The sequence below is a fragment of the Streptomyces sp. NPDC052114 genome, assembly GCF_040680155.1.
In the GTDB taxonomy this organism is placed as follows: Bacteria; Actinomycetota; Actinomycetes; order Streptomycetales; family Streptomycetaceae; genus Streptomyces.
In genome coordinates, this window is record NZ_JBFAWC010000004.1 from 113,404 (window position 1) to 130,461 (window position 17,058).

1 pseudogene is annotated in these 17,058 nt (G+C 73.9%); it reads right to left on the reverse strand.

Annotated elements, in window-relative coordinates:
- Nucleotides 1–108: 108 nt before the first annotated feature.
- A pseudogene (locus AB0L89_RS10440) lies at nucleotides 109–16,932 on the reverse strand (type I polyketide synthase); the annotation flags it as partial.
- Between the last annotated feature and the right edge of the window lie 126 nt (nucleotides 16,933–17,058).

Sequence of the window (17,058 nt, forward strand, 5' to 3'; positions counted from 1 at the left end):
ACCTTTGGGACCTTTACTGCTTCGGGGTCGTCGCCGACTGCCGTCGCCTGATGTCGCTGTGCCTTCTCTGTCTGCTGTGCTGCTGGATCGCCGCGTCCCGGCGACGGCTCAGGACTTTCCGAACTCCTGGTTGATGAAGTCGAATATCTCGTCGTCCGTGGCCGACTGGAGCTGGTCCTCGACGGGGGCGCCTTCCGGCGCGCCGTCGCGGGCCTCGTCGCCGCCCAGCTTCGACATCAGCACCTGGAGCCGCGCGGTGAGCGTGGAGCGCACCTCGTCCTCGTCCGGGAGGAGCGAGAACACCGCGGCCTCCAGCCGGTCGAGTTCCGCCAGGGCGGATCCGGGCGCGCCGTCCTCGTCGCCCGCCAGGTGCGTACGCAGGTAGTCGGCGAGCGCGGTGGGCGTGGGGTAGTCGAAGACCAGCGCGGCCGGGAGCCGCAGCCCGGTGGCGCCCTGGAGCCGGTTGCGGAGTTCGACCGAGGTCAGCGAGTCGAAGCCCAGCTCCTTGAACGCCTGTTCCTGGCCGATCGCGTCACCGCCCGTGTGCCCCAGCACGGCGGCGGCGGTGGCGCGCACCAGGTCGAGCAGGGCCAACTGCCGTTCCGGCACGGTCAGGCCGGCCAGGCGCCGCGTCAGGGACGATTCCGGCTCGGTGCCGCCGGCGGTGACCTCCTCGGCCGCCCGCAGCAGCTCCCGCACCTCGGGCAGGGCGTCCAGCAGCGGACGCGGCCGGGCGGCGGTGAAGCCGGGCACGAAGCGCGCCCAGTCCACGTCGGCGACCACGGTGAACGTCTCGTCGTGGTCCAGGACCTGCTGGAGCGCCTCGATGGCCATGTCCGGGGCCATCGTGACGACGCCCAGGCGGCGCAGGTGCTCCTCGGCGCCGTTGTCGGTGGTCATGCCGCCGTCGGCCCAGGCGCCCCAGGCCACCGAGGTGGCGGTCAGACCGCGGGAGCGGCGGTGTTCGGCCAGTGCGTCCAGGTAGGCGTTGGCCGCCGCGTAGGCACCCTGGCCGCCGCCGCCCCAGACGCCGGAGTTCGAGGAGAAGAGCACGAAGGCGTCCAGTTCCTCGCCGGCGAGCAGCTCGTCCAGGTGCGCGGCGCCCGCGACCTTGGCCTCCAGTACGCCGGCGAGCGCCGTCAGGTCGGTCTCGTCCAGGCGCGCGCTCGGGGCCACGCCCGCCGCGTGCATCACCGAACGGACCGGGGAACCCTCCGACTTCAGCCCGGCGAGCAGGTCGGCCAGCGCGGTGCGGTCCGCGGCGTCGCACGCCGCCAGCGTCACCCGGGTACCGACCGCCGTGAGCTCGGCCGCCAGCTCGGCCGCGCCCGGCGCGTCCGGGCCACGACGGCTGGTGAGCACCAGGTGTTCGGCACCGCGGGCCGCGAGCCAGCGGGCGACCTGGCCGCCCAGCGCGCCCGTGCCACCGGTGATCAGCACCGTGCCCTGCGGCTTCCAGTCCCGGGGCGCGCTCCGGTCGCCGAGCGGGTCGCGCACCAGCCTGCGCACGAACAGCCCCGACTCGCGCAGCGCGAGCTGGTCCTCGTCGCCCGCCGCGGCCCCCGCGAGCAGCGCGCGCAGGCGTGCCTGCGCGGTCGCCTCGGGCGCCTCCGGCAGGTCGATCAGACCGCCCCACCGCTGGGGGTGCTCCAGTCCGACGATCCGGCCCAGGCCCCACAGCTGGGCCTGTGCCGTGCTGACGGCGGCGCCGCCCGGACGGCCGATGGTCACCGCGCCCCGCGTGGCCAGCCACAGCGGCGCTTCCAGCTCCACGTCGCCCAGCGCCTGCGCCAGCAGCAGGGTGCCGGCCAGACCGCGGGGAACGACGGGGTGCGCCGGGTGCGGTGCTTCGTCGAGAGCGAGCAGCGACAGGACGCCGCTCACGTCGTCACCGGCCGCCGCGCGCTCCGCCAGCGTCGCCCGCAGCCGCTCGGCCAGCTCGGCCCGACCGGCGTCGGCCGGGTTCCAGGCGAGCCGTACGACCGTGGCGCCGCCGTCGGTCAGCGACCGTTCGGCCGCCACGGCCCACTCGGCGTCGTCGGTCGCGTCCGTGGTGACCAGCAGCCACGTCCCTGTGAGGGTCGCGGCGCCGCCCGCCGGCCGCTCGGACAGCGGCTGCCAGGTGACGCCGTAGCGCCAGCCGTCGAGCGTCGCGCGGGTGCGGCGCCTGCGGTGCCAGGACGACAGCGCGGGCAGGACCGCGTGCAGCGAGGACCGCTCGTCGGACGCGTCGACGTCCAGCGTGCCGGCGAGGGAATCCAGGTCACCGCGCTCCACCGCGGCCCAGAACTCCCCGTCGACGGCGGCGTCTGCGGTGGCTGCGGCAGGGGTCCGGGCCTCGGCCGCTTCCTCCAGCCAGTAGCGCTGGCGCTGGAAGGCGTACGTGGGCAGCTCGACGCGGGACGCGCCGGTTCCGGCGAACAGCTGCGTCCAGTCGACCCGTACGCCGTGCGTCCACGCCTCGGCGGCCGAGGTGAGGAAGCGGTCCAGGCCGCCTTCGTCACGGCGCAGCGAGCCGACCGCCACGGTCTGCTCCACGCCGCGCTGCTCCAGCGTCTCCTGCACGCTCATCGTCAGCACCGGATGGGCACTCACCTCGATGAACGCACCGAAGCCCTGACCGGACAGCGCGCCGATCGCTTCCTCGAAACGGACCGTCTGACGCAGGTTCCGGTACCAGTACCCGGCGTCCACCAGGCCCTCGCCCAGCCAGTCCCCCTCCACCGAGGAGAAGAACGGAATACGGGCCACCTGCGGAGTGATCTCGCCCAGCACGCGGGCGAGTTCGTCCTCGATCATCTCCACGTGGGAGGTGTGCGAGGCGTAGTCCACCGGGACCTTGCGCGCACGCACGCCCTCGGCCTCGCAGGCGGCCAGCAGCTCGTCCAGGGCATCCGGTTCACCGGCCACCACCGTGGAGGACGGGCCGTTCACGGCGGCGACCTCCAGGCGGCCGGTCCAGCTCTCCAGGCGGGACTCGACGTCGGCCAGCGGCAACGCCACCGACATCATCCCGCCCCGACCCGCCAGACCCGCGGCGATGGCCTGCGAGCGCAATGCCACCACCCGGGCGCCATCCCGCAGCGACAGACCCCCGGCCACGCACGCGGCAGCGATCTCTCCCTGCGAGTGCCCGACCACGGCCGACGGCTCCACGCCCAGCGAACGCCACACCTCGGCCAGCGACACCATCACCGCCCACGAAGCGGGCTGAACCACATCCACCCGGTCCAGGGACGGCGCGCCTTCCACCCCGCGCAGCACATCCACCAGCGACCAGTCCACGAACTCCGACAGAGCCGCCGCACACTCGCCAAGCCGCTCGGCGAAGGCCGGGGAAGCATCGAGCAACTCCACGCCCATGCCTGCCCATTGCGCGCCCTGTCCCGGGAACACGAACACCACACGGCCACGAGCACCGGCCGACGCACCACCGGCAGGGCCGGTCACCACACCCGGGGCACTCTCCCCACGGGCCAGGGACCTGAGGCCTGCGAGCAGCCCGTCCCGGTCGCCGGTCACGACGGCGCGGTCCTCGAACTCGGCGCGCTCGGAGAGCAGCGACCAGCCCAAGTCCACCGGGGAGACCTCGGAGTCCGACTCCACTCGGGAGAGCAGACGTGCGGCCTGGTCCCGCAGCGCCTCCGCGCCACGCGCGGAGAGCAGCCACGGCACCGTCGCCGGCTCCACCGGAGCGCCCGCCTCGGCAGGGTCGGCCACCGGCTCCAGCTCCGGGACCTGCTCCAGGATCACGTGCGCGTTGGTGCCGCTGACGCCGAAGGAGGAGACGCCCGCGCGGCGCGGACGGCCCTCGGCCTCCGGCCACTCACGGGACTCGGCAAGGAGTTCCACCGCGCCCTCGGACCAGTCCACCTTCGACGACGGTTCGTCGACATGCAGGGTCCGGGGCAGCACGCCGTGCCGCATCGCCAGCACCATCTTCATCACGCCGCCCACACCCGCGGCAGCCTGGGTGTGGCCGATGTTCGACTTCAGCGAGCCCAGCCACAGCGGACGGTCCTCCGACCGCCCCTGGCCGTAGGTCGACAGCAGCGCCTGCGCCTCGATCGGGTCGCCCAGCGTCGTACCCGTACCGTGCGCCTCCACCGCGTCGACATCGGTCGGCGAAAGCCCTGCGCTGGTGAGAGCGGCCCGGATGACGCGCTGCTGCGAGGGGCCGTTCGGCGCCGTCAGACCATTGCTGGCACCGTCCTGGTTCACGGCGCTGCCACGCACCACCGCGAGCACCGGGTGGCCGTTGCGGCGCGCGTCCGACAGCCGCTCCAACAGGAGCATGCCGACGCCCTCGCCCCAGCCCGTGCCGTCCGCGGCGTCGGAGAACGCCTTGCAGCGGCCGTCCGCGGAGAGCGCGCGCTGGCGGCTGAACTCCACGAACACCAGCGGCGTGGACATCACGGTGACGCCGCCGGCGAGCGCCAGCGAGCACTCGCCGTTGCGCAGGGCCTGCGCGGCCAAGTGCAGGGTCACCAGCGACGACGAGCACGCCGTGTCGACGGTGACTGCCGGGCCCTCCAGACCGAAGGTGTAGGCGACCCGGCCGGAGGCGACGCTGCCCGCGCTGCCGTTGCCGAGGTAGCCCTCGAAGCCGTCGGGAGCGGTCCGCAGCCGCGAGCCGTAGTCGTTGTACATCACGCCGGTGAAGACGCCCGTCTGGGTGCCGCGTACGGCGCCGGGGTCGACGCCCGCGCGTTCGAACGCCTCCCAGCTCGTCTCCAGGAGCAGCCGCTGCTGCGGGTCCATCGCCAGCGCCTCGCGCGGCGATATCCCGAAGAACGCCGGGTCGAACTCGGCCGCGTCGTGCAGGAAGCCGCCCTCACGGGTGTAGCTCTTGCCCTGCCGCTCCGGGTCCGGGTCGTACAGGTCCTCGCCCCAGCCACGGTCCACCGGGAACGCGGAGATCCCGTCCCGGCCGGAGGCGACCAGGTCCCACAGCTCCTCCGGGGAGCGCACGCCGCCGGGGTAGCGGCAGCTCATGCCGACGATGACGATGGGGTCGTCGTCCGCCGCCCGCCGGGCCGAAGTGGTCGCGACGGCTGCGGTGTTCGCCCGGCCGTCGTCCAGCAGCTCGGTGAGCAGGTGCCGGGCGAGCGCGTCGGGGGTCGGGTAGTCGAAGACGAGGGTGGCGGAGAGCCGCAGCCCCGTCGCCTCATTGAGCCGGTTCCGCAGCTCCACGGAGGTCAGGGAGTCGAAGCCCAGCTCCTTGAACGCCCGGTCGTCCGCCACCGCGGCCGCGGAGCCGTGGCCGAGCACGCCCGCCACATGGCCGCGCACCAGCTCCGACACCGCCTCGAGCCGCTCGGCCTCGCCCAGTCCCGCAAGGCGCTGTGCCAGCCCGGCCGCCTCACCGCTGCGCGCGGTGGTGCGGGCCACGGGACCGCGTACGAGTCGGCGCAGCACCGCGGGCACGGGTCCGGCCGCGGCACGCAGCGCGGCCAGGTCCAGGCGTACCGGCAGCAGCAGCGCCTCGTCCGTGCCGAGCGCGGCATCGAACAGGGCGAGGCCCTCGTCGGAGGCCAGCGGCACCAGACCGGAACGCGCCACGCGCGCCAGGTCGGCCTCGCTCAGGTGGCCGGTCACGCCACTGCGCTCGGCCCAGAAGCCCCAGGCCAGGGAGGTGGCGGGCAGTCCGTCGGCGCGGCGCCGCCGGGCGAGGGCGTCGAGGAAGACGTTGGCCGCCGCGTAGTTGCCCTGCCCGGCACTGCCCAGCGCGCCGGAAGCGGAGGAGAACAGCACGAAGGCGGACAGGTCCAGGTCGCGGGTCAGCTCGTGCAGGTTCCAGGCCGCGTCCACCTTGGGACGCAGCACCGCCGCGACACGGTCCGGGGTCAGGGCCGAGACGAGCCCGTCGTCCACGATGCCCGCGGTGTGCACCACGGCCGACAGCGGGTGCTCGGCGGGGATGTCCGCGAGCAGCGCGGCCAGCGCCTCACTGTCCGACACGTCGCAGGCCACCACGCGCGCCGAGGCGCCCAGTTCGGCGAGCTCCGCCACCGACTCGGCCGCACCGTCGGCCTGCCCACCGCGACGGCTGACCAGCAGCAGCTGCCGTACCCCGTGCTCGGTGACCAGGTGCCGGGCGAACAGGCGGCCCAGCGTTCCGGTGCCGCCGGTCAGCAGTACCGTGCCCCGGCCGTCCGACAGGCCCAGCGAAGAGCCCGGTCGCGGAGCGTCCTTCGCCGCGTCGGCCCGCTCCAGGCGGGGGGTGTGCGGCTCGCCGCCGCGCAGGGCCGACTGCGGCTCCTCCGAGCCGAGTACGCGCGCCAGCACGTCACGGCTCAGCTCGGTGCCGTCGGTGTCGAGCAGCACGAACCGGCCGGGGTTCTCCGACTGCGCCGCGCGCAGCAGTCCCCACACGGGGGCCGTGGCCAGGTCCGCCACGTCGTCCTGAAGGTCCGTCGACACGGCGCCGCGGGTCACCAGCACCAGGCGTGCTCCGGTGAGCCGCTGGTCAGCCAGCCAGTTCCCTACGAGGGTGAGGGCCTGCCCCAAGGCTTCCCGCACCGACTCCGGCAGGGCCGCGCCCTCGGGCTCCTGGCCACTGCCGACGGGGAGGGGGACGAGTACGGCGGACGGCACGGGCACGTCGCCCGACTCGACGGCGTCACCCAGCGCGCTCACATCCGGGTACGTCGCGCCGCCCGCGGTGATCGCGTCCCCGATCCCGTGACGGGACAGCGCGTCGGCCGTTCCGAGCACGGCCCAGTCGCCCGCGCCCGCCAGGTCGGCGGAGCCGGACGAGTCGGCGGTCAGCGGCGGCCAGGCGAGCCGGAAGAGCGCGTCGTGCCGGACACCGGCCTGTGCCGCGCGGGTGAGCTGGTCGGCGTCGACGGCCCGTACGACGAGCGACTCCACGGCCGCGACCGGGGCGCCGGTGCCGTCCGCGACCGTCACCGACACGGCGTCCGCGCCGGCCGGGGCGAGCGCCACGCGCAGCACCGAGGCGCCCGATGCCGACAGCGATACGCCGTTCCAGCTGAACGGCAGCCGTACCTGGTCGTCGTCCGCGAAGAACGCACCCAGGCGGATGCCGTGCAGGGCGGCGTCGAGGAGCGCCGGGTGCAGCCCGAACCGGCCCGCCTCCTCGTGCTCCTCCTCCGGCAACGCGACCTCGGCGAAGACCTCGTCCCCACGCCGCCACGCAGCACGCAGCCCCTGGAACACCGGCCCGTAGCCATAACCAGCCGCCACGAAGCCCTCGTACAAACCATCAACCGGCACAGCCACCGCATCAACCGGAGGCCACACCGCGAATTCCTGCACGGCCGAATCCGAGACGGAGTTCCGCGCCCCGTCCGCCGTCAGCACGCCCGTCGCATGGCAAGTCCATGCCTGGTCCGCGGAGGTGTCCTCCCGCCGCGAGTGGACGCTGACGGTACGACGACCGCTGTCGTCGGGCGCGGCGACGGTCAACCGCAGCTGTACGCCGCCCTCTTCGGGGAGCGCCAGCGGCGCCTGGAGCGTCAGCTCCTCCACCGTGTCGCAACCGACCTCGTCGCCCGCGCGGATGGCCAGCTCCACGAAGGCGGTGCCGGGCAGCAGGACGGTTCCCGCCACCGCGTGATCCGCCAGCCAGGCGTGCGTACGCAGCGACAACCGACCCGTGAACACCACACCCTCGGAGTCCGGCAGCTCCACCGCCGCACCCAGCAACGGGTGTTCGGCAGAACCCAGCCCGAGACCAGAGACCGAACCTGTCGCGCTGCCCGTGGTGTCGAGCCAGTAGCGCTGGCGCTGGAAGGCATACGTCGGCAACTCGACGCGGGCCGCGCCCGTACCGTCGAAGAACGCCGACCAGTCCACGTCGGCGCCGTGCACCCAGGCACGCGCCAGACCCGACACGAACGAGGCAGCCTCGGGGCGGCCGTTGCGCAGCACGGGCACGAACGCCGACTCCGGAGCCGTCTCCGCGCCCATCGCACTCAACACGCCGTCCGGGCCCAGCTCGACGAACACCGACACACCCTGGGTAGTCAGCGACGCCACGCCGTCCGCGAAGCGCACCGCCTCACGGACGTGCCGGACCCAGTACTCCGGCGAACCCAACTCACCCGCCGAGGCGACCGAACCCGTCAGATTCGAGACGACGGGAATCTGCGGAGCCGCGAACGTGAGGGATTCGGTGATGGCCCGGAAGTCGTCCAGCATCGGCTCCATGCACGGCGAATGGAACGCATGCGAAACCACCAGGCGCTTCGTCTTACGGCCCAGCCCGCGCAGCCGGTCCGCCACCGCCAGCGCCGCATCCTCATCACCCGAGACCACCACGGACGTCGGCCCGTTCACCGCCGCGACGTCCACCCGGCCCACGAACTCGGCCAACAGCGGACGCACTTCCTCCTCGGAAGCCTGCACCGCCACCATCGCACCACCCTCAGGCAGCGCCTGCATCAAACGACCCCGAGCCGCCACCAGACGAGCCGCATCCTCCAGCGAAAACACACCCGCCACATGCGCAGCCACGATCTCACCGATCGAATGACCCGCCACAAAGTCCGGCCGCACACCGAACGACTCCGCCAGACGGAACAGCGCCACCTCGACCGCGAACAGACCCGCCTGCGTGAACACCGTCCGATCCAGCGAACCGTCAGCGCTGTCGCCGAAGACCACCTCCCGCACCGACCGCGACACATGCCCGGCCAGCTCACGGTCCAGCACCGCACACGCCTCATCGAAGGCCTGCGCGAAAACGGGATACGTGGCATACAACTCACGCCCCATACCAACCCGCTGACTGCCCTGACCCGAGAACACCACCGCAGTACGGCCAGTGCCCGCCACGTGTCCCGTGGCGAGAAGCGCGGCCGACTCGCCCGAGGCCAACTCCCTGAGGGTGTCGGTGAGTTCGTCCTGGTCGGCGCCCAGGACAACCGCGCGGTGCTCGAACACCGCCCGCTCGGAAACCAACGACCAGCCGAGATCAGTCATCGACGGCACGGCGTTGCCCTCGACGTGAGAGAGCAGCCGCTCCGCCTGGCCGCGAAGCGCCTCAGCGCCGCGCGCCGAAAGCACCCACGGCACCATCGGCGGGTTGGCCGGGACAGCGGGCTCGGCGGCGTCGTCGGACGCTGCCGCGGCCTCCGGCTCGGGCGCCTGCTCCAGGATCAGGTGGGCGTTGGTGCCGCTGACGCCGAAGGACGAGACGCCCGCCCGGCGCGGACGGCCGGTCTCCGGCCACTCCCGCTGCTCGGTCAGCAACTCCACCGCGCCCGCGGTCCAGTCCACCTTCGAGGACGGCTCGTCGACGTGCAGGGTCCGCGGCAGCACCCCGTGTCGGAGCGCCTCCACCATCTTGATCACGCCGGCCACACCGGCGGCGGTCTGCGTGTGACCGATGTTCGACTTCAGCGAGCCGAGCAGCAGCGGGCGGTCCTCCGGCCGCCCCTGGCCGTACGTGGCCAACAGCGCCTGGGCCTCGATCGGGTCACCGAGCGTCGTACCCGTGCCGTGCGCCTCCACCGCGTCGACCTCAGCGGCGGCAACGCCCGCGTTCGCCAGCGCCGCGCGGATGACGCGCTGCTGCGACGGACCGTTCGGCGCCGTCAGGCCGTTGCTCGCGCCGTCCTGGTTCACGGCGGAACCCTTGATCACGGCGAGCACCGGGTGACCGTTGCGCCGCGCGTCCGAGAGCCGCTCCAGGAGCAGCATGCCGACGCCCTCGCCCCAGGCCGTGCCGTCCGCGGCGTCGGAGAACGCCTTGCAGTGGCCGTCGGCGGCGAGGCCGCGCTGACGGCTGAACTCGACGAACACCGTGGGCGTGGCCATCACGGCGACGCCACCGGCGAGGGCCAGCGAGCACTCGCCGCCTCGCAGCGCCTGCACCGCCAGGTGCAGCGCGACCAGCGACGACGAGCACGCGGTGTCGACGGTGACCGCCGGGCCCTCCAGGCCCAGCGTGTAGGCGACGCGTCCGGAGATGGCGGCGGTGGTGCTGCCGGTGAGGTAGTAGCCCTCGCTGCCTTCGACGGCCTGTTGCATGCCGAACGCGTAGCCCTGGGCCGCCGCGCCGGCGAAGACGCCCGCCTGGCTGCCGCGGACGGTGGCGGGGTCGATCCCGGCGCGCTCGAAGGCCTCCCAGGAGGTTTCGAGGAGCAGCCGCTGCTGCGGGTCCATCGCCAGCGCCTCGCGCGGCGATATCCCGAAGAACGCCGGGTCGAACTCGGCGGCGTCGCGCAGGAATCCGCCGGTGCGGACGTACGAGGTGCCGGGCCGGTCCGGGTCCGGGTCGTAGAGGTCCTCGATGTCCCAGCCGCGGTCGGTGGGGAAGGCGCTGATGCCGTCGCCGCCGGAGACCAGCAGCTGCCACAGCTCCTCGGGGGTCCCGGCGTCGCCGGGGTAGCGGCAGCTCATGCCCACGATCGCGATCGGGTCGTCGGTGTGTGCGGTGGCCGTCGTCGTGGGCGCGGTCGTGGAGTCCGGCTGCGCGCCGAGGAGTTCGTCGAGCAGGTGGCGGGCCAGGGCGGCGGGCGTCGGGTGGTCGAAGACCAGCGTCGCGGGCAGCCGGAGGCCGGTGGCCGCGTTCAGCCGGTTCCGCAGCTCGACCGAGGTCAGCGAGTCGAAGCCCAGCTCGCGGAAGGCGCGGTTCTCGTCGACGGCGCCCGCCGAGCCGTGTCCGAGGACGGTCGCGACATGGCCGCGCACGAACTCGGAGAGGACGCCGAGCCGCTCGTTCTCCGGGCGTCCGGCGATCTGCTGGGCGAGACCGGTGGAGCCGGCCGCGCCGGTGGGGCTCTCGGCGGCTCGGGCACGGCGCACAGGGGCGCGCACCAGGCCGCGCAGGAGCGCGGGCACCGGGCCGGGCGCGTTGCGCAGGACGGCCGTGTCCAGCCGTACCGGCAGCAGCATCGGCTCGTCGGTGGCGACGGCCGTGTCGAACAGCGCCAGGCCCTCCGAGGAGGAGAGTGCGACCAGGCCGGAGCGCGCCATGCGCGCCAGGTCGGCCTCGGCGAGCTCACCGGTCATGGCACTGCGCTGCTCCCAGAAGCCCCAGGCCAGCGAGGTGGCCGGCAGGCCCTGGGCGCGGCGGGCGGCGGCGAGTGCGTCCAGGAAGACGTTGGCGGCCGCGTAGTTGCCCTGTCCGGCGTTGCCCAGCGCGCCGGAGACGGAGGAGAAGAGGACGAAGGCCGACAGGTCCAGGTCGCGGGTCAGCTCGTGCAGGTTCCAGGCGGCGTCGACCTTCGGGCGCAGGACCCGGTCGACGCGCTCGGGGGTGAGCGCGGAGACCATGCCGTCGTCCAGGACGCCGGCGGTGTGCACGACGGCCGTCAGCGGATGCGCGGCGGGAACGGCGGCCAGCAGGTCCGCCACCGCGTTCCGGTCGGCGACGTCACAGGCGACGACGTCCGCCGACGCGCCGAGCGCGGCCAGCTCGGCCGTCAGCTCCGCCGCGCCCTCGGCGTCCGGGCCGCGGCGGCTGACGAGGAGCAGCCGCCGTGCGCCGTGCTCCTCGACGAGGTGCCGGGCGACGAGTCGGCCGAGGGTGCCGGTCGCCCCGGTGACGAGGACCGTGCCGGAGCCGGTGGCCGCGGCCCCGGTCTCCGTACCCCTGGTGCCCGCGCCCGCGCCGGCGAGCGGAGCGGGCACGGTGAGGACGACCTTGCCGATGTGCTTGGCCTGGCTGAGGAACCGGAACGCCTCCGGTGCCCGCCGGATGTCCCAGGTGGCCACCGGAAGCGGCTTCAGCACGCCCTGCTCGAAGAGTCCGAGGAGCTCGACGAGCATCTCCTGGGTGCGGTCGAGCCCGGCCTCGCCCAGGTCGAACGCCTGGTAGGCGACGCCGGAGTACGCCGCAGCGACCTCCTCGGGGTCACGCTTGTCGGTCTTGCCCATCTCCAGGAACCGGCCGCCGCGCGGCAGCAGCCGCAGCGAGGCGTCGACGAACTCGCCGGCCAGCGCGTCCAGGACGACGTCCATGCCCTGCTGGTCCGTGGCCGTGAGGAAGCGGTCCTCGAAGTCCAGGGTCCGGGAGGAGGCGATGCGCGCGTCGTCCAGGCCGGAGGCGCGCAGCGCGTGCCACTTGCCCTCGCTGGCGGTGCCGAAGACCTCGGCGCCCCAGTGGCGGGCCAGTTGGACGGCGGCCATGCCGACGCCGCCCGCCGCGTTGTGCACCAGGACCCGCTCGCCCGGACGCAGCCCGGCCAGGTCCCGCAGTCCGTAGTACGCCGTGAGGAAGACCACAGGCACGGAGGCGGCCTGGACGAAGGACCAGCCGTCGGGCATCGGGGCCAGCATCCGCCGGTCGGTGACGGCCACGGGCCCGAAGGCGCCGGAGAACACGCCCATCACGCGGTCGCCGGGCGCCAGGTCGGTGACGCCTTCGCCGACGTCGATCACCACGCCGGCGGCCTCGTTGCCCATGACCTCCTGGTCGGGGACGACGCCGAGGGCGAGGACCACGTCGCGGAAGTTCATGCCGGCCGCGCGGACCTGCACCCTGACCTGCCCCGGGGCCGGCGGGGCGGCCGCCTCCGGGCTCTCCAGCAGTTCGAGGTTGGCGAACGACCCCTTGGTGGGCACCTCAAGGCGCCAGGCCGAGGCGCCCGCGGGCGGGGTCAGCGCCCCGTCGCCCTGGGCGAGCCGCGCCATCCGCGGCACCCGTGCCTCGCCCGAACGCAGCGCCAGCTGCGTCTCGTCCTGGGCCACGGCCCAGGCCAGCGCGGCCGGGAGCGCCTGATCGGAGGCGTCCGTACCGTCGAGGTCGAGCAACAGGAAGCGGTCGGGGTTCTCGGTCTGCGCGGCCCGCAGCAGGCCCCACACCGGGGCGTCGGCGAGACCGGTCACGTCCTCGTCGGTACCGGTGGACACCGCGCCGCGGGTGACCACGGCAAGACGGGACCCGGCGAAGCGGTCGTCGGCGAGCCAGGCGTGGACCAGGTCAAGGGCCCGGTGGGTGGCCGCCCGCGCGGCCTCGGTCAGCTCCGCGCCGGCCGGGGCCGACGGGCAGAGGGCCACGACGAGCGGAGGGACGACGGCGCCGGAGTCGAGGGCCGCGCCGAGGTCGGCGTGGACGGCGGAGGCACCGAAGGCGGCGGCAACGGCTGCCGGGGCGGAACCGTCTGCGGCCGGGGCCTCGGGAGTACGGGAGCCGTCGGCGTCGGCGCCGATCGTCTCGTCGTCCGTGCCGAGGAGCGCCCATCCGGCGATGCCTGCGGCGTCCGGGGCCGTCCCGGTGGCGCCGTCCGCGGTCGCGGCGGGCACGGCCGTCCAGTCGACGCGGAACAGCGCGTCGTGCTCCCGGTCGCCCGGGCCCGCGGCGAGCTGCGCGCGGTCCACGGGCATGCAGACCAGCGACTCGACCTCGGCCACCGGCCGCCCGGTGGCGTCGGCGACGGCCACCGCGAGGGTGTCCGCGCCCGCCGGGGCCAGCCTGACCCGAATCATCGAGGCGCCCGCCGCGCTGAGCGACACCCCGCGCCACGCGAACGGCAGCCGTGCCTGCTCGTCGGAGAAGAAGTCGCCGAGACGCACCCCGTGCAGCGCCGCGTCCAGCAGCGCCGGGTGCACCCCGAAGCGCGCCGCCTCCTCGCGGTGGTCCTGGTCGAGCGCGACCTCGGTGAAGACCTCGTCACCGCGCCGCCACGCCGCCCGTACCCCCTGGAAGACCGGGCCGTAGCCGTAGCCCGCGGACTCGAAGCGCTCGTACAGGTCCGCGACGTCCACGGCGACCGCGCCGGGCGGCGGCCATGCACCGGTGAGGGCGGCGAGGCCGTCCCCGCCGGCCGCGGCCTCGGTACGGCCGCCGACGGCGAGCACGCCCATGGCGTGGCAGGTCCACGGCTCGTCGGCGGTGGCGTCGCCCGCGCGGGAGTAGACGGTCAGCGAGCGGCGGCCGGAGTCGTCGGGCTCCCCCACCGAGAGCTGCAGTTGGACACCACCGCGCTCGGGCAGGATCAGCGGCGCCTGGAGCGTCAGCTCCTCGACCGTGTCGCAGCCCACCTGGTCACCGGCGCGGATGGCCAGCTCCACGAAGGCGGTGCCGGGGAAGAGCACGGCGCCCGCGACGGCGTGGTCGGCGAGCCAGGGATGCGTCTGCAAGGAGAGCCGGCCGGTCAGCAGCAGGCCGTCCGCGCCCGCCAGCTCCACGGCCGCGCCGAGCAGCGGGTGTTCGGCGGAGCCGAGCCCGAGACCGGTGGCGGCGGTCGAACCGACGAGAGCGGCCGGTGCGTCCAGCCAGTAGCGCTCGCGCTGGAAGGCGTACGTGGGCAGCTCGACGCGGGTGGCGTTCGTGCCGTCGAAGAACGCCGACCAGTCCACAGCGGCGCCATGGACCCAGGCACGCGCCAGGCCGGTCACGAACGAGGCAGCCTCGGGGCGGCCGTTGCGCAGCACCGGAACGAACGCCGACTCCGGAGCCGTCTCCGCGCCCATCGCGCTGAGCACACCGTCCGGGCCCAGCTCGACGAACACCGACACACCCTGCCCGGTCAGCGACGCCACGCCATCGGCGAAACGCACGGCCTCGCGGACATGGCGTACCCAGTACTCCGCCGAACCCAACTCACCCGCCGACGCGACCGCACCGGTCAGGTTCGACACCACCGGAATCTCCGGCGCGCCGAACGTCATCGTCTCCGCGATGGCCCGGAACTCGGCCAGCATCGGCTCCATGCACGGCGAGTGGAACGCATGCGAAACGACCAGGCGCTTCGTCTTGCGGCCCAGCCCGCGCAGCCGGTCCGCCACCGCCAGCGCGGCGTCCTCCTCGCCCGAGACCACCACGGACGTCGGCCCGTTGACCGCCGCGATGTCCACCCGGCCGTCGAACTCGGCCAACAGCGGACGCACTTCGTCCTCGGAGGCCTGTACGGCCACCATCGCGCCGCCCTCGGGCAGCGCCTGCATCAACCGGCCACGCGCCGCCACCAGGCGAGCCGCGTCCTCCAGGGAGAACACACCCGCCACATGCGCGGCCACGATCTCACCGATCGAATGCCCCGCCACGAAATCGGGGCGCACACCGAAGGACTCCGCCAGACGGAACAGCGCCACCTCGACCGCGAACAGACCGGCCTGCGTGAACACCGTCCGGTCCAGCGAACCGTCAGCGCTGTCGTCGAAGACAACCTCCCGGACCGACCGCGACACATGCCCGGCCAGCTCACGGTCCAACACCGCACACGCCTCATCAAAGGCCTGCGCGAAAACGGGATACGCGGCATACAACTCACGCCCCATACCCACCCGCTGACTGCCCTGACCCGAGAACACCACCGCCAGAGGACCGCCGGTGGCCGCACCCTCCGCCGGGCCGGTCACCAGACCCGACGCGTCCTCGCCCGCTGCCAGCGCGCCCAGGCCGGAGAGCAGACCGTCCCGGTCGCCCGCCACCACCACGGCGCGGTTCTCGAAGCCGGTCCGGCCCGAAGCCAGCGACCAGCCCACATCCACCGGGGACAGCCCCGCGACACCCGGCGCACTCGACACACCGGACAGCAACTGCGCCGCCTGGCCCCGCAGCGCCTCCGCGCCACGGCCCGAGACCACCCACGGCACCAGGTGCGGCTGGACCGCGGACGCGGCGCCCTTGCCGGGCTCCGCCCCGGCGTCCTCGCCCCCGGCCGGTTCCGGCGCCTGCTCCAGGATGACGTGCGCGTTGGTGCCGCTGACGCCGAAGGACGACACGCCCGCGCGGCGCGGACGGCCCTCGACCTCGGGCCACTGCCGCTGCTCGGTCAGCACCTCGACCGCGCCCGCCGTCCAGTCGACCTGCGGGGTGGGCTCGTCCACGTACAGCGACCGGGGCAGGGTGCCGTGCCGCATCGCCTGGACCATCTTGATGACGCCCGCGACGCCGGCGGCGGCCGCGGTGTGGCCGATGTTGGCCTTCAGGGAGCCGAGCCACAGCGGACGGTCCTCCGGCCGCCCCTGACCGTACGTGGCCAACAGCGCCTGAGCCTCGATCGGGTCACCGAGCGTCGTACCCGTGCCGTGCGCCTCCACCGCGTCCACCTGGGACGACGACAGACCGGCGCTCGCCAGGGCAGCACGGATGACGCGCTGCTGCGAGGGGCCGTTGGGCGCGGTGAGGCCGTTGCTCGCACCGTCCTGGTTCACCGCCGAGCCGCGCACCACGGCCAGCACCGGGTGACCGTTGCGACGCGCGTCCGACAGCCGCTCCAGGAGCAGCATGCCGACGCCCTCGCCCCAGGCCGTGCCGTCCGCGGCGGCCGCGAAGGGGCGGCAGCGCCCGGTGCGGGACAGCGCCCCTTGGCGGCTGAACTCCACGAACGTCTCCGGAGTGGCCATCACGGTGACGCCGCCGGCCAGGGCCAGCGAGCACTCGCCGTTGCGCAGCGCCTGGGCCGCGAGGTGCAGGGTCACCAGCGACGACGAGCACGCCGTGTCGACGGTGACCGCGGGGCCTTCGAGGCCGAAGGTGTAGGAGAGGCGGCCGGACACCACGCTGGCGGCGATGCCCGTGGCCAGGTAGCCCTCCGACTGCTTGGGGGACCGGCGCAGCAGCGCCGCGTAGTCCTGGCCGTTGGTGCCCGCGAAGACGCCGGTGCGGCTGCCCTTCAGGGACGTCGGGTCGATGCCCGCGCGCTCGATCGCCTCCCAGGAGGTCTCGAGGAGCAGCCGCTGCTGCGGGTCGAGGGCCAGCGCCTCACGCGGGGATATCCCGAAGAACGCCGGGTCGAATTCGCCGACCCGGTCCAGGAATCCGCCCTCGCGGACGTATGAGGTGCCGGGCCGGCTCAGCTCCGGGTCGTACAGTGCCTCGACGTCCCAGCCGCGGTCGGCGGGGAACTCCGAGAAGGCGTCACGGCCTTCGGCCAGGAGCTCCCACAACGCCTCCGGCGAGTCGACCCCGCCGGGGTAGCGGCAGCTCATGCCGACGATGGCGACCGGCTCGTGCTCTCCCGACTCGACTTCCTGCAGTCGTTGCCGCGCCTCGTGAAGCTCGCCCGTCACTCGCTTCAGGAAATAGCGAAGCTTGTCCTCGCCGCTGTTCGTCACGCGGTACCACTCCAGGGTTTCAAGAAGTTCGTTGAGTTCGAGAAGTTCGAGCCGTCGTCCGGCACCGGGCGCGGCTTGCCG